The 21,398-nt window shown below is 42.7% G+C and carries 23 protein-coding genes; 17 read left to right on the forward strand and 6 right to left on the reverse strand.

Translation table 11 applies throughout. The annotated features are described in order from the left end of the window. Nucleotides 1-157: 157 nt before the first annotated feature. From RH88_RS13060 to RH88_RS13070, 3 genes are all read right to left on the reverse strand, one after another. Nucleotides 158-511, reverse strand: coding sequence for a hypothetical protein (locus RH88_RS13060; RefSeq protein WP_005596731.1), 354 nt, complete (start codon nucleotides 509-511; stop codon nucleotides 158-160). Next, nucleotides 508-1,047, reverse strand: a complete 540-nt coding sequence (locus tag RH88_RS13065; RefSeq protein WP_005596733.1) for a ParA family protein — start codon at nucleotides 1,045-1,047, stop codon at nucleotides 508-510. Before RH88_RS13065 ends, RH88_RS13060 begins: the two co-directional genes overlap by 4 nt. Before the next feature lie 969 nt (nucleotides 1,048-2,016). Next, complete coding sequence (locus tag RH88_RS13070; protein ID WP_005596735.1) at nucleotides 2,017-2,844, reverse strand: hypothetical protein; 828 nt, start codon at nucleotides 2,842-2,844, stop codon at nucleotides 2,017-2,019. A 500-nt stretch (nucleotides 2,845-3,344) separates the two neighbouring features. Here RH88_RS13070 and RH88_RS13075 point away from each other — a divergent pair, with 500 nt between their 5' ends. Further along, nucleotides 3,345-4,121 (forward strand): methyltransferase domain-containing protein, encoded by a 777-nt coding sequence (locus RH88_RS13075; RefSeq protein ID WP_005596737.1) that lies wholly within the window; start codon nucleotides 3,345-3,347, stop codon nucleotides 4,119-4,121. Here RH88_RS13075 and RH88_RS13080 read toward each other — a convergent pair. Together RH88_RS13080 and RH88_RS13085 are read right to left on the reverse strand one after the other, a co-directional pair. After that, nucleotides 4,118-4,852, reverse strand: a complete 735-nt coding sequence (locus RH88_RS13080; protein ID WP_005596738.1) for a VUT family protein — start codon at nucleotides 4,850-4,852, stop codon at nucleotides 4,118-4,120. The two genes, RH88_RS13075 and RH88_RS13080, sit on opposite strands and share 4 nt — an antisense overlap. Nucleotides 4,853-4,953: 101 nt before the next feature. Next, entirely contained in the window at nucleotides 4,954-5,508 is a 555-nt protein-coding gene (locus tag RH88_RS13085; protein WP_005596740.1) for a helix-turn-helix domain-containing protein, read from the reverse strand. Between the two features lie 880 nt (nucleotides 5,509-6,388). Between RH88_RS13085 and RH88_RS13095 the strand changes: the two genes are divergently transcribed. From RH88_RS13095 to RH88_RS13160, 13 genes are all read left to right on the forward strand, one after another. After that, nucleotides 6,389-6,589 (forward strand): hypothetical protein, encoded by a 201-nt coding sequence (locus RH88_RS13095; RefSeq protein WP_005596744.1) that lies wholly within the window; start codon nucleotides 6,389-6,391, stop codon nucleotides 6,587-6,589. Continuing rightward, on the forward strand, nucleotides 6,582-6,932 hold the full coding sequence (locus RH88_RS13100; protein WP_005596746.1) for a hypothetical protein: 351 nt from the start codon (nucleotides 6,582-6,584) through the stop codon (nucleotides 6,930-6,932). The genes RH88_RS13095 and RH88_RS13100 overlap by 8 nt, the downstream gene beginning before the upstream one ends. Before the next feature lie 139 nt (nucleotides 6,933-7,071). After that, nucleotides 7,072-7,383 (forward strand): TrbC/VirB2 family protein, encoded by a 312-nt coding sequence (locus RH88_RS13105; protein WP_040757968.1) that lies wholly within the window; start codon nucleotides 7,072-7,074, stop codon nucleotides 7,381-7,383. 48 nt (nucleotides 7,384-7,431) lie between these two features. Then, a complete protein-coding gene (locus RH88_RS13110) occupies nucleotides 7,432-7,749 on the forward strand; it encodes a VirB3 family type IV secretion system protein (RefSeq protein WP_005596751.1) in 318 nt (105 codons plus the stop codon). Beyond that, nucleotides 7,746-10,169 carry a VirB4 family type IV secretion/conjugal transfer ATPase gene (locus RH88_RS13115; RefSeq protein ID WP_005596753.1) on the forward strand — a complete coding sequence of 808 codons (2,424 nt, stop codon included), beginning with the start codon at nucleotides 7,746-7,748 and terminating at the stop codon, nucleotides 10,167-10,169. The genes RH88_RS13110 and RH88_RS13115 overlap by 4 nt, the downstream gene beginning before the upstream one ends. Before the next feature lie 103 nt (nucleotides 10,170-10,272). Continuing rightward, nucleotides 10,273-10,938, forward strand: coding sequence for a VirB8 family type IV secretion system protein (locus RH88_RS13120; RefSeq protein WP_005596757.1), 666 nt, complete (start codon nucleotides 10,273-10,275; stop codon nucleotides 10,936-10,938). Further along, nucleotides 10,935-11,816 carry a P-type conjugative transfer protein VirB9 gene (gene virB9 / locus RH88_RS13125; RefSeq protein ID WP_005596759.1) on the forward strand — a complete coding sequence of 294 codons (882 nt, stop codon included), beginning with the start codon at nucleotides 10,935-10,937 and terminating at the stop codon, nucleotides 11,814-11,816. Before RH88_RS13120 ends, virB9 begins: the two co-directional genes overlap by 4 nt. Before the next feature lie 5 nt (nucleotides 11,817-11,821). Then, nucleotides 11,822-13,066, forward strand: coding sequence for a type IV secretion system protein VirB10 (gene virB10, locus RH88_RS13130; protein ID WP_005596761.1), 1,245 nt, complete (start codon nucleotides 11,822-11,824; stop codon nucleotides 13,064-13,066). Beyond that, nucleotides 13,063-14,085 (forward strand): P-type DNA transfer ATPase VirB11, encoded by a 1,023-nt coding sequence (gene virB11, locus RH88_RS13135; RefSeq protein ID WP_005596763.1) that lies wholly within the window; start codon nucleotides 13,063-13,065, stop codon nucleotides 14,083-14,085. The genes virB10 and virB11 overlap by 4 nt, the downstream gene beginning before the upstream one ends. Continuing rightward, nucleotides 14,063-14,365 (forward strand): hypothetical protein, encoded by a 303-nt coding sequence (locus RH88_RS13140; protein WP_005596764.1) that lies wholly within the window; start codon nucleotides 14,063-14,065, stop codon nucleotides 14,363-14,365. The genes virB11 and RH88_RS13140 overlap by 23 nt, the downstream gene beginning before the upstream one ends. Before the next feature lie 41 nt (nucleotides 14,366-14,406). Beyond that, a complete protein-coding gene (locus RH88_RS13145) occupies nucleotides 14,407-16,293 on the forward strand; it encodes a type IV secretory system conjugative DNA transfer family protein (protein WP_005596766.1) in 1,887 nt (628 codons plus the stop codon). Between the two features lie 9 nt (nucleotides 16,294-16,302). Continuing rightward, entirely contained in the window at nucleotides 16,303-16,893 is a 591-nt protein-coding gene (locus RH88_RS13150) for a hypothetical protein (RefSeq protein WP_005596768.1), read from the forward strand. A 263-nt stretch (nucleotides 16,894-17,156) separates the two neighbouring features. Further along, the gene (locus RH88_RS13160) at nucleotides 17,157-19,175 is read left to right on the forward strand and encodes a DNA topoisomerase III (RefSeq protein ID WP_005596770.1); all 2,019 of its coding nucleotides are present in this window, start codon (nucleotides 17,157-17,159) and stop codon (nucleotides 19,173-19,175) included. A 147-nt stretch (nucleotides 19,176-19,322) separates the two neighbouring features. On the opposite strand, the gene RH88_RS23610 is transcribed toward RH88_RS13160, so the two are convergent. Next, a complete protein-coding gene (locus tag RH88_RS23610) occupies nucleotides 19,323-19,490 on the reverse strand; it encodes a hypothetical protein (protein ID WP_005596772.1) in 168 nt (55 codons plus the stop codon). Between the two features lie 68 nt (nucleotides 19,491-19,558). On the opposite strand from RH88_RS23610, the gene RH88_RS13165 reads away from it, so the two are divergent. Genes RH88_RS13165 through RH88_RS13175 form a run of 3 tightly spaced genes read left to right on the forward strand, consistent with a single transcriptional unit; the run spans nucleotide 19,559 to nucleotide 21,387 of the window. Next, nucleotides 19,559-20,146 (forward strand): OmpA family protein, encoded by a 588-nt coding sequence (locus tag RH88_RS13165; protein WP_005596774.1) that lies wholly within the window; start codon nucleotides 19,559-19,561, stop codon nucleotides 20,144-20,146. Beyond that, a complete protein-coding gene (locus RH88_RS13170; RefSeq protein ID WP_005596776.1) occupies nucleotides 20,146-20,952 on the forward strand; it encodes a porin family protein in 807 nt (268 codons plus the stop codon). The genes RH88_RS13165 and RH88_RS13170 overlap by 1 nt, the downstream gene beginning before the upstream one ends. 12 nt (nucleotides 20,953-20,964) lie before the next feature. Then, nucleotides 20,965-21,387 (forward strand): hypothetical protein, encoded by a 423-nt coding sequence (locus RH88_RS13175; protein ID WP_005596778.1) that lies wholly within the window; start codon nucleotides 20,965-20,967, stop codon nucleotides 21,385-21,387. Nucleotides 21,388-21,398: the final 11 nt, after the last annotated feature.

Raw genomic sequence — 21,398 nt, forward strand, 5'->3', positions numbered from 1 at the left:
AAAAGGATCTACCGGAGTGCAGACAACCATGAGTACCAACAACTCGGGTTTCTATAATTGAACACCAGCGCACTATTAAATGCATGTACATTTAACAGTGCATAAGCATGCACACACGTATATACAGATGCAAAAACAAATGCACACACTTATGTATTTACATTTGTATTTTTTCTTCCATTAATCTAACAATCGCCTCCCTAACAGATCGAGCTTTAATTTCTTTTGAGACGTATTGCATTAACGCATATTCATAAACAGAAACACGGATAGTAGCGCTTCCAGAACGCACTAATAGACCATTATCCTTGTTAGCATCAATAAAGCCCAATAACTCATCATGCTCCATACCTTCAATTTTAGACTTAGCATCTTTCCAATTGGAAGATAACTTATTGGCATAATCTTTCTGTTTATCGCGGCTCAATTGCTTCATTTGGTCAATAGTAATCGAACTATCATTACTGAGTTCTGTTGTTATCCTACGATTAGATAAAAGAGGATCTTTCATAAGATAACCTCATGTATAAGCTTTGAAATTTCATTTCGGATTTTAGAAGTTGGAGCTTGATCAAAACGCAATCGATTAACAATTACAGATTTAGCCACATTTATGTTGAATGATTTTAAAGTTTGTTTAGCTTTTAAAGTCTCTTGATCGGCATCTCGATAACAACGGTTCAATACAAAAATAGCTTTATCTCTAACATTAAATTGCTGCAAAAGATGAGCAACAGATAAGGCACGCTCTAAATCTGTTTCTGTCGGTTGAACAGGCACAATAATTAAACTGTCACTATCATTTTCTGCAATCGATTCTAATAATGTTCGATTAATAGCAGAGTCAGCACCTTGTGTGTCATAGAGAAAATAGTCTGCATCATTTGGCTCAGTCAAAGTATTTAAAAACAAATCGTAAGTACCTTGAGGATCTGTATCTCTACCCCACACTTGAAAGCCTAAACGATTTAATTCACGATGAATTTGTTTAATCAACGAAGACTTACCGACGCCACCTTTACTACTTAATAGAACTACACTTTTCATTACATAACGCCTTACATATGAGAATACAAAAGATTATACAAAAGAAAATACAAATGTAAATACATTTTCCACCCTTAACGTGAGTTTTCGCTCGTTTGAGCATCATGCCTCTCGTCTCGCAGTGCGACGAAAACAATAACCGATAGTGACACTGTAACATGCGAGCAAGGATATATTCACGAATGAGTTCCTTTTCAATATTAAAGATCGATTTCGATAAAAAAAGAGCCTATTTACTGTCACTTCTCATGAGTCGCTGTGCGACGAATACCAGAATGCGCTCGCGTAGCGAGTAAGAAGCAAGCTAAAAGCCACTGAGAATGGTTAAAGGGTCAATGAAGAGAGCTGCATCAAATTAAGCCTTCGCCCTGCTAGAATCTTGTTTACGTTATAGGTTGAATAATTCTCTATCTTTGTGTGGAGGTTCCACGAAATGAAGCGTATATGCTCAATAGCTTCCTGTCGGATGACAAAAGAAAGGTTCAGCGCAGCCAGCTAGAGCGCTAAATAAACGTTTGTGTTTATAAACGGATGCTGGCTGAGGGTACTTTGGAGCGAAGCGACTTTTTTATGGGATCGATCAAGTAAGCCGTGGGTGAATGAGACTGACGCGCTAACGCTTGTCGGCTTCACACTAGCTCTACATGCAAGCATATAGCAGCCAGCGTGAACCAAAACTAACGTGAACATATTTAATATTCATGTATTTATTTATGTATATACGAAGTTTAACTACGTAGTACACATAACCGCAGTATATTTTTCAGAGACCTTTTTTCACTATTTTCTTAGCCCCTTTACTTGCACTACCTTTTGAAAAAACGAAAGCAAGCGATACCTAACGACCATAAAACAAACACAATGGCACTGTGGCCACTACACTATCAGTAAAATATTGTGCGTTTTTCGTTCGATCATGCTGTAAAGACGTGCAGAAGCCTCCGCCGTTAAGCGGATATCAAAAAGAATCTAATGGGGGGCAGGGGTAAACTGTGAAGGTTCGTAGCCCCCAAACAGTGACGTCACCTTGTTGGCATAATCATTTAAACGCGTAGCATTAAAGATATCTTGTACACCTGATGCAATCGTGCGGAAGCTAAGCCAATCGAAACGTAGCCCTTTCTTTTCCATACGCTTGCGTGATGCGATAATAAGGGCGCAAATTTCTTTATAGCGAACTACTTTTAGATCCTGGAAGAAACCTTCTGAGAATTGTTTGTAAGCGGCAGCACTACGCACCGTACCTTCAACATCATCGACACACACGTTAATGCGTTCAGTACGAAGATAATTGGCGCGCTTTAGGTATTTCATTACCTTTGCGAATGACTTAGGGGAAATGTATTCGCCCCAACGTAGGACGTAATCCTCTTGTAGCTGGTCATAGCTAATTGTTTTTAGTCCTGCAAGCGTTGGCAAACCAATACGGCCACCAATCAGATCCGTGTTAGGTAAGATGCAGGCTAAGGTTTTTGATATCAACGTTCGACACTGGATGTTATTCACCGCTGCGCCACCCCAAGCAAACAGGGCTGGGAAACGTTGAGGGTTATCGATAAACTCCTGGCACGCTTTTAAGATAAACGCATACTCATGGGGTAGGTTGACTACTTCACCACTACGTAGCAAACGGCGACAACTAAAACCGATGGTAAAATTTTGATTGGTTTCTTTCTGAACGACAGACACTTCCTGAAAAAGCTCAATCAACTCGTGCTTACGCGCTTTACGCTTAGCTCGATACGCTTTATCGTATTCAGGTTTGGTCAGGCTAGAGGAGGCTTTATTTTCTAACATGTGACTCGCCCTCAAAGCTATAACCTAAACGGGTATCTCGCAGATAGCCATTATCATTACCGGTTATTACTTGAATGCTGAGTCTACTTTTGCCTTGCCTAGAGCAAGAAAGATCAATGATGAACATATTTTGATTCCACAAGATTTTTAGGGTTGTTTGGTTTCTCACGCCAAACAATGAAACTGTAATTTACACAAGATCCGTCGAAAGATCAAATCCTTAAATTACGCACACAAAAAAGCCGTTCACTTGTGGGAGAACGGCTTTTTGCGAATGCTATGTAGTTAGATTGAGAGTCCAACACACTCTACTTCAGCTAAGAACACTATATAGAGTAAACTATATAGCGTGTGCTCTATATAATGCACTATGACGCTAAAGATGACGTCATTATAGTGGAAACGCGCTTTTCCATCAAGTTTTTTTGTATTCCATTCCTTTTATTTCTGGTAGTGTCTTGCCAATAATCAATCGGTTTTACTCACCATAAAGCGAAAACATGTTTAAAGAATACGCTAAAGAATACTATACAAATGGAGTTGTTCAGCACGATGCAGCACTGGAACTATGTAGTTTACTTCCCAGCAAGGCACAAAACGTGTTAGATGTTGGCTGTGGCTCTGGTCGGGTTTCTGAAATTTTTTACAGCTTAATGAATCCGATTCACATGATAGCAATAGATAAATCAAGCGAAATGATTAAAGAAGCACAACAAAACAAAGATAGTAATATAATTTACAAGCACAAGGAAATTGAAAAATTAGATCTCGACAAAAACTTTGATGTTATTGTGTCAAACTCATCAATTCAATGGTTCTCTAATATAAACAAATCGCTATCTGTAATAAATTCCCTTCTATCTGACAATGGCAGTTTTTACGTGCAGTCATCTTTTAAAAAAAATTGGTGTCCATCAATTACAGCCATGATGGATGATTTTTTTAATGATGAATTTCCTGAACTAAATTCGTCATTCACCTTCCCTTGCATGCACCTAGAAAATCTAACTGACTATAGAGAATTATTATCAAAGAATGGATTTGTTATTAAACAACTATATAGCAAAGAGTTTACTTACGACGTTGATAGAAATGGTTTTTTCAGAATTTTTAAATCCGGCGCTATAAAAGCATATTCAAATCAATCTAACTTTAGCACTCCTATCCCTGATGAGTATTATAATAAATTAATCAAATATGCTTATAATTATTACAAACACACAGAAAACATCAAGCTTGTTATGCCGCGAGTGTTTATAGAAGCGAAAAAAAATTAAAACTTAATTCTCTTTGATAAAAACCATGTTGTGTAATACAGAGCAGGTATTAATGCAAATGCAAAGATCACTTTCATTTGAAAATTAGATAAAATAAAAACGTACGTTTCAAATCTCAATAAATTATCGAATTTAAAAAATGAAATCCAAAAAATTGTAAAAAAGAACTGACTTACCAAAGTTGACAAAATAGATCTTAACCATAACGAGCGATTCATTGTTAAAAACTTTATTTTTTGAAAAATCTTTGCATTAATCTGATCTGCTATTAATGAGCAAATGCCATTAATAAAGCATAACTTAACCATACCATCGAAAACTACCTTTTGATAATCACTATCGTTAGATACAGCAGGGAACTGCGACGTTACATAAATCAATCCTCCGGAGATAAACATCAAGAGAGCATTGATAAGAAGAGTTTTTCTTGCAGCTAAATAACCATAAGATTGACAAATGGTATCAATGAACAAAAAAGACAAACAAAAAAACAAGATTCCGCCGGGCTGCTTCATGCCTAGTATTGTTATTTCTCTTGGTGCTAACAGTACAGATATGAACATACACATATAAAACAAACATCGTAATGCACTCAAATATGAAATATTTGAAGTTTTATATATTGACACCCCTCCCCACAATCCAGTTTCAACAACCAGATCAGATTTGTACTTCTTCTTATATGAATTAACTATTTCTAGTTTATCATCATTATTAAAATATTCAATCATTTGACTTTCTACAACAAATGGTAATGATGATGTGTATTAATTACCATTACTATCTGTATATTCTATATCGTTTTCATTCAACTTGTATATATTCAGTTGCATTAAGTGATCTCTATTCTTCTTATGTTACCACTAATTATTGAAAATATAATCATACCCATAACCTCGTAATCATATATATCTACTATTTTTTCGAGCGTTTTTTTCATCAGCCATCTAGACTCATAAATACAGTTAACTCTCATTGCAATAAAAAAACTACCATTCTTCTTTAAAATATACTCTCCATCAGTGTTATTAAAATCACTGGTTGTTACTATTATTGAATTCTCATTATATGGCGTATGAGTAAAACCTTTCCAACCCAAAAGATTTCCACTAGAAATACTATTTTCAGCATCATAAATAACCACTGAGTTTGTATTTTTATTTTTATTTATATCAAAAACTTTAATGTTATTTTCTGAAGGACAATCGATACTACCTACTCCATCTACAATCCATGCTTCAGAAATCCCCAAATGCTCTGATATCATTTTTATGAATTTTTTTGGGTTTGATATTTTGTTATTTATAACCCTAGATATGTAGCTTTTTGATACACCAGTTTCTCTTTCTATATCGGAAGGCGTCTTTCCTCGCATATGTATAGCCATTTTAACTCTACTACCAATGCTGTCGAACGACTCTTTTTTAAATAACACTATAGACCCCCGATAATCGTAAATCTTTTTCAAACGGCCTATTTTTACATAAAATCACTTATTAATCATGCACTTATATGCCCATTTTAGTCAACTTTGTAGTTATTCGATGTAAACAAAGTTGACTTTTAATTGGTATTCTTGTTCAATACCTCTTATACAAGCATTTTTCTCACATGCTTGAGTTCTTTAATAACTTGTGCCACGGCAGATAAGACACCGTACCGAAAACGTTGTGACAACGTATTTTGTACACCGATCTTATCGAAGACGAACGCCCAGATAATATGTTCGTTAATCATAACCCCACGTTTAGCAGCGGTGGCAAGGGGCGGTTTTTTGCCTAAGAAACCTGAAAGTGAATAGGCTTCATTTAATCGAATTTTTATATGAATCAAATACAAACCAATATACTAACCAACTCGTCTCTAACGACGACGTCCGTAGCTGTTAAAGTGCGTTGCACTCGATTTGTCGCTAAAACAAAAAGCGCTAACAGTCTACGAAAAGGCCGCTATTCAAGGCCAGAAAGTGCATGTAATAAAGCACTTCGCTTTGCTAAGAAGATCAACAGAAAAAATGATCCGCTTAGGCATATGGGCTACATGCCCAAAACTGACGAATTTCATCCTTCTACGGATATTATTCTGTCTTGCTATTGAAGAAATTTTCTTCATTTCGCCGTGGCACAAGAGAAAGTATAGCCTTTCCTCTACAACCCTATTCAGCATAAAGCCGCTTATTGACCTGTTCAGTAAGCGGCTTTTTGATGTGTATGGCCAACGCCCCCCCCTCTAAACAAATATTCATAGTGATGTAAGAAGGAACGAAGATGACGACTCGCTGCCGCCGTTGTAACACTCCCATACAAGAACACACACGTTGGTGTGATGATTGTTTCTATGTGGGTATTGATGAAGTCTACGAAGAGTATCAATCCATGCTAGCCGAAGGATACCGACGAATTGATGCGGCGGTGAGGTCTGGCTGGCAAGACCCGATAGAAGCAGGGGCATACATTGAAGATGAATAAAATTAAAGCCTATTTCCAATCGCTGGAAGATCGATACCCAACAACGGCCTTAACTTGTGTGTTAATTGCATGTGGTGCAAGCTTTCTTTTTTGCATTCTGTCTATAGATGCTTTCTTTAAACAGTTTGGCGAGAAAGAAATATCCCCCTCGCAATACATTAAGGTACAAGAACTACAACAACACCCCGATCAATCGATCATCGTGATAAAAGCCATTGATAACACACTAATCGATGGGAAAATCACAAGGGATGAATGGAACGATATCGAAACATCTATAAACGAATCCGTTAAAGCTGACATATTGCTGTACAAGCAGTTAGAGAAAACCACAACCCCGTAGCGTTCAACCATTCCAAGGCATTCTATGAATGCCTTTTTTATTACCCATATTCAGCAAAAAGCCGCTTATTGCCCCAATCAGTAAGCGGCTTTTTGGTGTGTATGGTACACACCTTTATGATCATCAAAGAGCAACTACAATGACAAACTCTTTTCATTCTCTCTCTTCTCGTCAACTTTCTATCGCTTTCGCAGTGATATTGGCGGCACTCTGTTTGCTAACCCCTGATATAGCTCACGCCTCTGGCGGCTTAGCCAAAGTAAACGACTTTATGGATAACATCGCTGGCATTTTACGTGGTGCGTCCATTGCAACCGTAACGGTTGCCTTGATGTGGGCAGGTTACAAATACCTATTCCAAGACGCAACCGTGATGGAAACCCTCAAAATCGTGATTGCTGGTTTGCTTATCGGTGGCGCTGGCGAAATTGCTCGCTACCTATTGGGATAACACAAGGCAAAAGCGCTCATTGGGAGCGCTTTTGTTTTAGGTGAACAGATGGAACAACCCATATTTAAAGCCTGTACCCGTACCGCAATGGTGGCCTCTGTGCCAACAAAGCCCCTGATGGTATCGAACGGGCTAATTATCCTTGCCGTGATGTGGTTAAACTTCATGTTCCAAATAGGGCTACTCTGGCTCGTCTTGGTCATTCCTAACTACTTCTTTCTTCGTTATCTCACCAAAAAAGATGACGCTATTTTTAATCTGCTGTGGCTCAAATTTCAGTGTCGGCGCAGTAGTGCTCGCAACGCTGATTTACACCAAGGCGCCGTATACAGCCCCATTGAATTTAAAAAACGAGGTCAGCAATGACAGCCAATTCCAAATTTGCTAACGCAATAAACAAAGAGGCGCAGCTTGTTAACTTCATCCCTTACTCTTCGCACTTAGACGACACCACGCTAACCACCATTGATGGGGCAATGCTTCGCGTCTTTAAGGTGGAAGGGATTTCGTTTGAAACAAGAGATAACGATGAGTTAACACAGGCGTATATGCGCCTTAACAGCCTCTACAAAGGCTTATGCGAAAGTAATGTGTCACTATGGGTACACTTGATTCGACGACGAGTACCAAGCCTGATACAAGGCGAATTTGACGACTACTTTAGTGATCATTTCGATAAGCGTTATAACCGCGACTTTAGCAATGACGTGCTTATCAATGAACTCTACTTAACTGTCGTACAAAAAAGCGATTCCTCATTGATCTCTAAAAAGCTCTCGATGAACATCGAGGCCGTGAAAGCGCGGATTGAAACGCAGCTAGAGCAGTTCGATGACATCGCTAGCCGCATCAATACCAATTTAAACCAGTACCAGTGTCGCCCTCTTGGTGTGACAGATTCGGGCGTTTCTGAGCCGCTGACGCTTTTTAACTACCTACTCACCGCGCAGTGGCAAAACGTTAAAAAACCCGCAGGTGAGGTACGTTCTGCTATTGGTAATGCCTGGGTGCGCATCTCTAAAGAAACCATTGAGCTTAACTCGATTGGCAATCCTCGCTACATGCAGGGGATCGATATTAAAGAGTACAGCCAACAAAGCACGGTCGGCATGTGGGACAGTTTGCTATACGCCCCCTATGAGCTAACTCTTACCCAAAGTTTTAGCTTTATGCCACGCAAAAAAGGCATGAGTTACCTTAAAAGTCGCCAACGGTCTTTATCAAACTCTGGTGACGGCGCCCTAACCCAAATCAGCGCAATGGAAGTCGCTAAAAACGATTTAGCCGATGGCCAGTTTGCAATGGGGGAGTATCACCTCTCTTTAATGGTGATTGCAGACGACACGCAAAAAGTACGCGCCAATCGAGCACTGGCGCAGAAAGCCTTAAACGACAAAGACGTTATTTCGAGTCCGATAGCCATTGCGACCGATGCGGCGTTTTTCGCTCAACTGCCAGCAAACTGGAAATACCGCACACGTGTGGCCGGTATCACCAGTTTGAATTTCTCAAACTTTGCCTCGCTCCATAATTTCATTGTGGGTAAACGTGAGGGCAACCCTTGGGGAAGCGCAGTCACTCGACTAAAGACCATATCAGGCAACCCGTTCTATTTTAACTTTCACAAATCACCGCCAGCCGCCAATAGCTTTGGCAAAAAATTGGCAGGTAACACGGTGATGATCGGGGCAACAGGAACAGGTAAAACCGTAGCGCTTGGCCTGTTTTATTGTCAGGCGCAAAAATTTGCGCAGAACAACCGCATGAGCGCCGTCTTTTTTGATAAAGACCGTGGCGCGGAAGTGATGATCCGCGCACTAGGGGGGAGTTACCTTCGCGTACAAAATGGTAAGCCGACAGGCTTTAACCCGTTCCAAATGGACGCAACGCCAAGTAACGTGGCTTTTCTTCGCGGATTAGTGCGCTTACTGGCGGCATCGCCAAACAAGCCGCTCACCGTCTTTGAAGAAAAATCGATTAGCGCCGCCGTCGATACGGTGATGCGAATGGATAAGCCTCTTCGTCGTTTGCTGATGGTAAATCAAAACATCTCAGTGGGGACAAGCAAAGAGGAGCAAGAAAACAGCATCAAAGCCCGTTTAGACAAATGGTGTCAAGGGGGAGAGTTTGGTTGGGTATTTGATAACCCAACAGATACGCTCGATTTTAACGCTTCTCGCAATATCGGCATTGATGGGACGGAGTTCTTAGACAACATTGATGTACGTACTCCTATCTGTTTGTACTTACTGCACCGCCTCGATGACATTATCGACGGCCGCCGTTTCATGTACATCATGGATGAAGCATGGAAGTGGGTAAACGATGAGGCATTTTCTGATTTTGTGGGAAATAAACAGCTTACCATCCGAAAACAAAACGGCTTCGGCGTTTTTGGTACACAGTTGCCCTCTTCGTTACTGGGTTCACCTCAAGGTGCTGCACTGGTTCAATCCAGCTCAACCCAAATATTCCTACCCAATCCAAAGGCGATAAAGCACGAATATATAGACGGTTTTGGTTTAACTGAAAAAGAGTTCAGCATCGTTAAGAATTTCGATGATTCCAGCCGATTATGTTTGATTAAGCAAGGGGACAGTTCAGCCATTTGCAGCTTTGCCATGCCAGATATGGATGATGAACTCGCCATACTATCTGCTGGCGCTGACGATTTACCCTTCTTAGACCAATCCCTTGAAGAAGCAGGCGACAAGCCTTGTGATTGGATACCCGTGTTTTTGGCCAAACTGGCCGAAAACAAACAAAAATCGAAAACGACCCCCTAGGATAAGTGAACCATGAAATTACTTATGCTTTGCCTTGCGCTCGTCTTGAGCGCTTGTGCAACCCCTGATTATCAACACGCCCCAATGGAGACCATTAATTCTAATGAGTGAACAAAAAGCATCGGCTGACGCGCTCGATTTTGAAGCATCAAAATCCGTTATGGCCGCAAAATCAGAACACCGCGCATGGTCAATAACAAAAGGGGCATGTGTGTTAACAGGGCTATCATGGATAGCCCTAGTTTTATTAATGCCGCTCAAAACCGTTGAGCCTTATGTCGTATCCGTCGATAAGCAATCTGGCCAAACCCAACTATTGACGGTGCTTGATGAAAAAACGCTGTCCCAACAAGAAGCACTCGATCGCTATTGGATCGCCAATTATATCCGCTGGCGTGAAGTCTATGACTGGTACACCTTGCAGCGTGACTACGATATGACACTGGCTTTCTCTAGCCCCAACGTTCAAACCGAATTTGCCGCCATTTATGAAGGTGATAACGCGCTTGATGTGGAATGGGGAAAGCGCATCAAAGCCAATGTAACAATACTGAGCATCGTTACAGATCCAAACACCAACATTGCCACGATACGATTTGAGAAAAGTATCAAAGCCGTTGAAGAGGCTGGCGTTGGAATCTCTGAACGTTGGGTTGCGACCCTTGCTTATACTTATAACACCACGCCTCGCTCTGACGCTGAACGCCTTAATAACCCTGTAGGCTTTGAAGTGACCAGCTACCGCGTTGATCCTGAGTTAATCCAATGAAAAAAAAGACGCTAACATTGCTCTTATGCCTTTGTTCGCTTCCATCTCTTGCGCTCGAAGTTCCTTTTCAATCTGCTCGTGATAGCAATATTCAGTACAGCAATTACCACGATGATGATGTCGTCCAAATGACGGCCGTCACGGGAATGGTGACACAGCTAGTTGTTGATCGAGATGAAAAGCTGGAGCACGTTTATTTCGGTTTTCCTGACGGCTGGAAAAAGGAAATCAAAGGCAACAATCTGTTTATTTGGCCACAATCGACCAAAGGCACAGAAAGCTATATTGACTACGAAGGTAAAGAGATCACGAATGAAATTACCATACAGCCAAACCCGAAAGAGTGGCGAACTAACCTTTTAGTGGTGACGAACAAGCGCAACTATGCGTTTGTTTTAAATCTAGGCGTGGGTAAGCAAGGTATGCGAGCCAACACCTACCGTTTAACCTTCCTTTATCCCGAAGAAGAGGCCAAGCGCGAAGCGGCTAAACAAGTTGCGGTACAAAAGAAATTAAAACTTGTTCCCGAAGTTAGACCTAAAAATCTGAACTACTCGATGCAAGTAGGAAAATTCTCACGCAACATCGCACCAACAGCCGCCTATGACGATGGACGTTTTACTTACCTAACCTTTGCCCCAAATGCTGAAATCCCTGCGATTTTCATGGTGGCAGACGATGGTAAAGAAACACTCATCAATAGCCATATCAATCCGAAATCCCCTGATACGGTGGTGATCCAACGAATCGCCAAAACCTACGTGCTGCGTTTAGATAACGCCGTGGTTGGAGTGCATAACATGGGATTCGATACATTACCTCTCAACAATAACAACGGAACAACCCTCAAAGATATTGAGCGTGTTGTTAAGGAGTAGAAACCGTGACTGATGAATTTGATGGTGAGGCTCTTCTTGATGCCTCAACCTCGAAGAAAACGCCGCCTGATAAAAAGAAGGTGGCGTTTTTTTTGATAGCGTGTTTGATGTTGGTCGGCGTTGCCGGTGCATGGATATTTTGGGGTGACAATGATCCCGAACCTGAAAAAGTAGAGGCCAGCAACCGCACCTCAACGACAGCGCAAAGCACCGCAACCAAAGACCAACAAGGGCGCCGATCTTTTCAGTTTACCGATAAACCGCAAACACCCACAAACCCCGTCAAAGCAAAAACCTTTGATACCAGTGAGCCTACGGATATCGAAGAGATCAAACAACAAGCCTACTTAGAAGCGAAAGCCGAATTGGAAGCCGAACAAGAAGCGGACAATCAGAGCGAAAAAGTAGGCGCAGTGGATGGGGGACAGGGAGCAAATGGCGAACATCAAATAGTGAAAACACGCACTCTTGATAAAAGCTCAAAACCTCAAGGGGGTTCAAGTGGCGGCGGTGAATCGCTTGGCATTACGCCGAATATACAGAATCCTTTCCAGCAATCCCCACAAACTACGCCAGCCTTTAACGTGTTTGCAGAGGATAATAAACCACAAACACAAGGAGCATTAGGCGGCAAGCTGTCAGGCTCAAAGAACCCGTCAGCGGTGGCGGCCATTCTTTACAACCGCGATTTCCTTCTGGCTAAAGGGGCATTTATTGATTGCGTCTTAAACACCAGTATGGATTCGACGGTGGCAGGGATGACCAAATGCACCTTAACGCGAGATATTTACAGTGATAACGGCTCAACGTTACTGCTTGAACGAGGTTCAGAGATAACAGGGGAGTACCGCGCTAATCTATCCCAAGGTCAAAGCCGTCTCTTTGTTTTGTGGGACAGGATCAAAACCCCACACGGCGTGGTGGTCAACCTTGATTCACCAGCCACAGACAGCTTAGGCGCGGCTGGCGTATCAGGTTATGTCGAAACGCACTTCTGGGCGCGTTTTGGGGGCGCAATGATGCTCTCTCTTGTCGATGACTTGGCCGCGTACATCGCTACTAACGGTGGGGAAAGCGTCAACAACTTTGAAAACTCTTCCGATGCCGCCCAAACAATGGCCGCCAAAGCCCTAGAAGCCACGATCAATATTCCGCCTACGTTCTACAAGAACCAAGGGGAACGAGTCGGCATTTTCATTGCCCGTGATATTGATTTTTCAACCGTTTACCAATTAAGAGAGACACAATGAGTAACGATTTAGTCGAAAGTGACGCGTCCGTTCGCTTTCTCTTTAGCCCAATCGCTCGCTGGCTTGAAGAAGAGGGCATTACCGAAATTGCAATCAATAGACCAGGAGAGGTATGGATTGAAAAAAGCAGTGAATGGACTTGCTTTGATGTACCCGAACTGACCTATGAGCACTTAATGAGTATGGGAACGGCGGTTGCTGCGTTTACAGGCAACAACATCAGCGCCACCACCCCCGTATTATCGGCAGTATTGCCAAAAGGGGAACGTGTTCAGTTTGTTATACCGCCAGCATGTAGCCCTAACACGGTCAGTGTCACCATTCGTAAACCATCCCCCTTTAGCCGCTCGCTCGATGATTACGCAAAGGATGGATATTTCGACCACATCAGGCCAATACAAAGCGGCTTGCTGCCCCATGAAAATCATCTGCTTGAGCTAAAAGAAACCAATGTGCATAAGTTTCTTATCGAAGCGGTCATGCTCGAAAAAAACATCGTGATTGCAGGGGGAACGGGAAGCGGCAAGACCACCTTTATGAATGCGTTAATGGAAATCGTACCGCACGAATTACGCCTTATTACGATTGAAGACGTACACGAGTTGTTTCTACCTAACCATCCTAACAAGGTGCATTTGCTCTACCCAAGTGAAGTATTACCAACAGACCCCGTCACCTCGGCCAAACTGCTAAAAAGCTGCCTACGTATGAAGCCTGACCGCATCATGCTGGCCGAACTGCGAGGCGGTGAAACGTTCGATTTTATCAACGTAAACGCTTCTGGCCACGGTGGGAGCATCACCAGTTGTCACGCCAACAGTGCAGAGCTTTGCTTTGAACGATTGGCAATGATGGCAATGGAAAACCCTCGTGGCCAAGCGCTGCCTTATGACGTTATCAAACGTCTTTTGTATCAAGTGATTGATATTGTCATTCACGTTACCAATGACGTGCATTCTAGCGACAACCTAGGTCGTCACATCACGGAGATCTGGTATGACCCAAACAAAAAAGGTTAACAAAGAAAACCTACTCGAATGGTGCGCGTTCTTTGGGAAATTCCTTTTAGATACCATCGACTTTGTGATTTCTCTGTCCATGATCATGCTTTCGAGTTTTTTCGCCAGCTTGGTGTTTTGGATCGTACTTCCATTGTGGTTTTTAGACGGTGAATCCTTACGCGCTATTTTTGATTTTGACGCACAAGAACTCGATAACTGGCGCCAAATGGGGATGCCACTCGTCCTCACCTCGACGTTAATCCTGACATGGATGAAATACGTGTTTAAGTCCAATTAACAAAGCCAGCGAACGCTGGTTTTTTTATTCAAGGAATGGCGATGCCTACAAAGAAAATTGTCGGAGTGGTCTTAGCCATTCCATTACTCTTTATCATTGCCCTGACTCTTTCAGGGTTTATCTATTTTGCTATGAATGACGGCAATCTCGCCCTTGTTCGCCCCTTTACCTTTGTTTGGCATTGGCTTGATTACCACGACAATGCCCGTTACCAACAATCCCTTAATATCTCGGCATTGATAGGCTTTGGCTGTGTCTTTTTGATCCCCGTATTAGCCATCTTTCACGAGAAAAAACCGTCATTGCATGGTGATGCTCGCTGGGCGACCGCCATTGAAATGAGTAAGAATTACAAGCTCACAAAACAGAAAGATGACGGTAGGGGGATCTTAATCGGTCGCATGGGTAAACAATTTTTGTATTACACAGGTAATGCTTTTGTCTTCTTAGCAGCGGCCAGCCGAACAGGAAAGGGGATCGGGATTATCATCCCTAATCTTTTACGCTGGTTTCAGAGTTGTGTGATCACCGATTTTAAAAAGGAAAACTTCGCGCTTACCTCAAAATTTCGTCAAGTTGTGTTAAAGCAAGAGGTCTACCTCTTTAACCCGTTTGATGAATCTGGAGAGACGCACCGCTACAATCCTCTTGGGTACGTTCGTGAAGGCCATTTGACTATCCCTGATCTTTTGACGATAGCGGAAATGCTCTTTCCAACAGATACAGGGGATGCGGTATCAAAATACTTCGCATCGAGCGCACAAAACCTCTTTGTGGGTTTGGCTCTCTACATTTATCAAACACCAAGCCTACCATTCACCATAGGCGAGATATACCGTCAATCAAAAGGCAAAGGAAAGCCAATCAAAGAACACCTGATCGAGTTGCTATCCAGTCGCTCGGATCTAAACCCTGATTGTGTGGAAGCCTTACAGGACTTTCTCGCACTGGACGAGGAAAAAGGGCAATCAGGGGTAATGAACACCATGAAAGCGGCCTTAATTGACTGGAAAAACCCATTATTTGATGCCGCGACCAGTGCCAACGACTTCAATTTTCACGATTTACGCAAAAAACGGATGACGATATACATCGGGATCACCCCCGATTACATTCCCGTATCGGGGCGTATCTTGAATCTCTTTTTTAGTCACCTTATTAACCTCAACACCAAAGAGTTACCAGAGCACAATCGAGCGCTGAAATACAAAGTCTTGCTATTGATGGACGAGTTCACCGCAATGGGACGCAGCGCGATCATTGCCAAATCCAATAACTACTTTGCAGGTTATGGACTCCAACTGTTAACCATTATGCAAAATCCAGCGCAAGCCGAAGCACGAGAGCCAGAAGGATACGGAAAAGACACCTCAAAAACGCTCATTGCTAACCACGAGGCACAACTGGTTTATACCCCCGAAAAAGAGGATGCCGACAACATATCTAAGTTTTTGGGGGATACGACCGTAAAGGTCAAAAGCATTCAGCGCACATCAGGGAAAGGCGGTCGAAGCATTACAGTAAGTGAAACCAAACGCGCCTTAATGCTTCCCCAAGAACTGCGTGAAATGCCGTTTGAAAAAATGATCATAATGATGCGCGGCAAAAAGCCAATCTATTGCGACAAAATCCATTACTACCAAGAATCGCCGTTTATTGACCGCTTAAAAGCCATGTCACCCATGTTAAGCACAATCAAAGGCATTCCAACCAAAGATCAGCTTGATGAAGCAATGGCCGCTAGAGAGCTTCAAATTGAGATCCCGAAACTCACCGCGCCAATCTCACCAATGGATTTAGCGTCACCACTCGACAACATACCAGTAATAGACGCCCCCGAAAGTGTTACACCTGAGCCTGACACCCAAGCACTAGACGAATTAACCAATACTCAATATCAGGATGACGATCTCCCTGATTTCGACTAAGGAACCATGATGCAATACGCCCTAATGAAATTTGATGATGACACCTTCGACCCGTTAATTGATGCCAATGAACTACACGCACTGCACCAAGGATTGTTAAGCATCACCAACAACGAACCAACCAAAGAAAACGAAAAAGGGCTTGAGCGCGTGATTGTGTACGGCACGTACATGCCTCAACCCGATTTGAAATTCCAACGTGGAGAGATCAGACGACAGCTACTTGATGGAGTAGGCAAATGGCTGGCTTACATCAATGATTTAGAGATCCAGTACCTTCAAATTGAAGAGATTGAACCCTTCTTTGATGTCACGATTATGAGTTCATGCGGTCACTGTCCTAAGCCCCACGCAACGGCCAACATTGCGTTTGCAGCATTGGTCAAACTCCCGAAAGGGTTTGAGTTTCACGCCACCCACGCAAGAAGCGCATTTGAACGTTGGTCGCACATGGATATTTTAAGCAACGTCTTAAACCGTGACGGACTGTTCGCCCTCATCGCCCCTGAAAAGCGTTTTTCAAAAGCATTAACCGCCCAGAACTGGCGTAAACGCATCGATCAACCACGAGCAATCAAACTTGCTCAAAAATGGCGGTAACACATTAAAAGTGAGGATATCTATATCGGTAAATTTAATGCTGAACCTGCCGAATGATAGAAAAAAAACACTCCGAGAATTGCCCAGAATACAAACAAAATCGCTAAAAACCACTTTTCCAAATCTTCATATTCGTCGTGTTCGTTCTTTTCACCACATGAAACACAATAATCCTCAAATTTAGCCTGAGAAGAACCGCACATTTGACACTTAGATTTCTTTCTAAACATTACTTTAACTAAAACATTAATAGGATGATTATTATGCGCTTATTCATTGCAGAAAAGCCATCATTAGGACGTGCCATCGCGGAAACTATCGGCATTAAAAAATCACACAAAGGCTACATCGAGTGCGTTAACGGTGACATTGTCACTTGGTGTATTGGTCACTTACTCGAACAGGCCGAGCCTGAGCACTACGACGAAGCGTTAAAGTCGTGGTCATTCGATACCCTGCCAATTATCCCGAAAGAATGGGGCTACGTGGCAAAAGAAGAAACTCAAGACCAGCTTGAAATCGTCTTAGAATGGATTGGAAAATCAGACGTTATCGTTAACGCTGGCGACCCTGATCGCGAAGGGGCGTATCTAGTCAATGAGATACTTGAGTTCGCTAAAATCCCCCAAAAAAAGTGGGATAATGCACTTCGTGTTCTCATCAACGATTTAAACCCTAAAGCGGTTGAAATCGCCCTAGAAGGTATCGAGCCAAACAGTCAGCACATGGCAATGTCAGATGCCGCAAAATGTCGCTCTCGCGCCGATTGGCTCATAGGTATGAATATCTCACGTGTTTGTACGCTGCTCGGCAAGCGACAAGGACACCCAAGCGTGTTTTCCTTTGGCCGCGTTCAAACACCTACTTGTCAATTAGTGGTTAAGCGAGATTTAGAAATTGCCAATTTCAAATCCGTACCGTTCTTTGATATCGATGCACACTTTGAGCATGACGGAATACCTTTCAAAGCGAAATGGCAAGTCACAGAGCAGTTCGGTGGTGAAGATAAACGCTGTATCGATAAAGAACAGGCTCAAACCGTAGTCAATCTCGTCAGTAATGAACAAGCGATTGTGACCACTTGCGAAACCAAACGCGCCAAATCTCAACCACCGTTACCGTTTTCACTGAAAACACTGCAAGAAGCCATGTCTAGCCAATATGGTTATGGCGCCAAACAAACCCTTGATATTGTGCAGCGACTCTATGAGAAGCACAAAATTGTCTCTTACCCACGTACCGACCAACAATATCTCACCACGCTAAAGCGTGATGAAATCGAATTGATTCTAGGTAACTTAGAAGGGGTGAATAATAAAGAGCTGGCGCAATGGGCGACCGACGCGGACACCTCTCTTGTTAGCCCATGTTGGAACGATAAAAAGCTAGAAGGTAAAGCGCACACCGCTATCATTCCAACGACTCGCGCCCCTGATTTGGATGCACTGGATGATGAAGAGTTAAATCTATTTCATGCCATTGCCAGCCGTTACCTTGCTCAATTTTTCCCTGTAGCCGAAGACGACAAAACTGTCATTGAATTAAGAGTAGGTGAGCACGACTTTAAAACCACGGGGACGGTTGAAATTGAGAAAGGCTGGCGTGTCGTTCTTGGTAAAAACAAAGAGAGCGACAAAGACGACCAATCCCTACCTGTCCTTGGTGAAGGCCAAGAGATTGCCGTTTCTAAAGCAGAGCTTTTAGAGAAGAAGACCACTCCACCAAAGCCTTACACCGAAGGAACACTACTCAACGCAATGTGCAACATTGCTAAAGAAGTGACCGACCCAGCGCTTAAAGCCAAGCTCAAAGAGACAGCCGGACTTGGAACGGAAGCCACTCGCGCTGGCATGATTGAAACGCTTAAAGAGCGTGGCTACCTCGAAACCAAAGGAAAAAACATCGTCAGTACGCCTCTTGGCCAAATGCTCATTTTAGGATTACCTAACAAATTGCGTGACCCTGCCATGACTGCCATTTGGGAGCAACAGCTTGATGTTGTAGAAAGCGGTGAATGTAGCCTTGAAAAATTCATGGCGGTGATTGAAAAGACTGTTACAGGTTACGTTGATGATTTTAAATCTGAAAAACTCGTCTTTAAGCTACCTCAATCAACACTGCCAAAATGTCCGAAAAAGGATTGTGCTGGATTTGCGCTTGAATATGAAGGTAAGAAAGGCAAAGCCTTTAAATGTAGCGTGTGTGAAACACGCTACCAATACGACAAAGGCAAGGTAGGTAAAGAAATCAAGAAGATAAAGAAACTTGGTGAAGCCAAGTAGCACAGTAACGAAAAGCCCTGATATTCAGGGCTTTCTTATATCGCTAATTTGTACCCAACAATTACCACTAAAGCCACAACAGCAAGAGCAACGAGTAATCGCCCAACAAAAACTTCACCCTTTGTGTTCTTACTCATTTAGCAACCTCTATTGCGCTTCTGTTAATAGAAATAAGCCCAACACAAAAACAAAGCCAAGCACCAACATCACGCCTAGCTTGAACTTCTCTTTGTAATTTGTAGCTCCACAGTGAGAGCAAACATCTGCATTAGACAACATCAACTCTTTACACTCTCGGCATTCTTTCAATGTCATTCAATAAAACTCGGAACAGGTTAAAAAACCACCGATATTAATACACTTGCCTTTATTAAGGAAATATTATGTATAAACATCTAGTTACTGGCGTTTCTGCCCTATTAATTACCGCTTGTTCATCAGCACCAACGCCGCCAGAAATTAATGGCAACAATGTGCTGATCAACCCTGAACCCATTCATACACCATCAGACACATCGCAAGAAGTGGCCATGCTGACACTCGTCAATGCTCAACTAAGTATCACAAACAGTAAGCTAGACGCATTGAGCATCCCACCGCCACCACCTGCACCAATTCAAGAGCAATCAGAGCGCTTTGTTATTCATTACCCATTTAATGGCACTCACACGCCACTAGAAAAAGTCATTCCGGTACTGCTTGCGGCTGAAAAAGCATGTCGAGTTGAGATCCACGGTCGTACCGATGGAACAGAGCCGACTTTGATTGAAAAGCGCGTAGCAAAAGAACGTGCGGCCAGCGTTCGCGATCAATTGGTTAAATACGGAACTGAAGCCGATATGATTTACATTAGTTACCTACCCTCAACGGACTATGTTGGCCGTAACTGGACAGCAGAAGGCCGCGCACAAAACCGCCGCGTGGAAATCGATGTTTTTGATGTATGCCTACCAGACGTGGAGCAAAAATAATGAAAAAACTATCTTTAATCGCAAGCTGTCTTCTTATTTCATTGCCAACATTTGCAGACGTTAACCCAACGCTAACCCTTAAAGGGGGTTATCAGTTTGCCAGTGATATGACTTTTGATAATGGATCACCTGACGGTGGTTTCGTGGGGCTATCAGGGGAGTTAATGCTAAGCGATTCATTCAGCATCGATTTAGGCTATCAATATCATGGCGCCCTCGATACCAAAGATTACTCAATAGAGAGCCAATTCATTGAGAGCAAACTCGGTTATCAATATCTGTTAAACGAACAGATCTACGGCTACGGCAAGCTCGGTGTTGCTTACTGGCAATCAGACAAAGAACACCTAAAACAGACCGATTCACAATACGGGGTATCCCCGATTGCTGAGATTGGTATGGGGTATTATTTCACCCCACACTTTCGCGCAGCATTGGGCTATCAATTTATAGGCAACATTGGTGATAGTGGATCATATGACAGTCATTCTGTTGTGACCTCCATTAGCTATCTCTTCAAGCCATTCAAAGCCAAGAGCCAGACCCAATCAATGCCCGTCAATGTACGGGCATTTTCTTTTGAAGTAGAAGACGACAAAACCGACCTATCTCAAAAGCAGTTAAACGAATTGGTCTACCTTGCTAAGCACAGCATGTACAAACAAATCGAAATCATTAGCGCAAATGGTGTCGCCGTGTACGAAGTTATGCAAGCACTCGGTACAAGCGGCATATCACCAGCCGTACTCAAACCCGTTCTTAATAGCGACGATACAAACGCCGTCACCATTAAGTTTATTTTTTAAGAGATCTCACTTATGAAAAAACACCTACTCACCTTAGCAGTATGTATGAGCTTTTCTTTTCCAAGCCTTGCCAGTGACGCAGATTGTGGGATCTGGCTTTGTTTGCCTCAAGGCTTCCCTAGCGGTTGCGGTGATGCGAAAAGTGCCTTTAAAGATCGCCTTAAAAAATTCAAACCACCACTACCAGACTTTGCAAGCTGCCTCTTAAAAGATGCACCAATCCAAGGTTCAACGATGACCTCACGAGAGCAGCCAGCCGCGAGAATGAATAACGGTTCATTTATTGATGGGCGAGAGTGTGTGCGTTACGTAAATTCAGGCGGTCAAGACCACGAGTTGATATGGGAACCTATAGGATGTATCGACACATGGTACTTTGCTGAAACCTTTATGGACGGCCAAAGGTACGGCGAGAAATTCTATTACCAACGTTAAGGAAAGCGCTT

This window comes from Vibrio scophthalmi LMG 19158, from assembly GCF_000222585.1.
GTDB classification, from domain to species: domain Bacteria; phylum Pseudomonadota; class Gammaproteobacteria; order Enterobacterales; family Vibrionaceae; genus Vibrio; species Vibrio scophthalmi.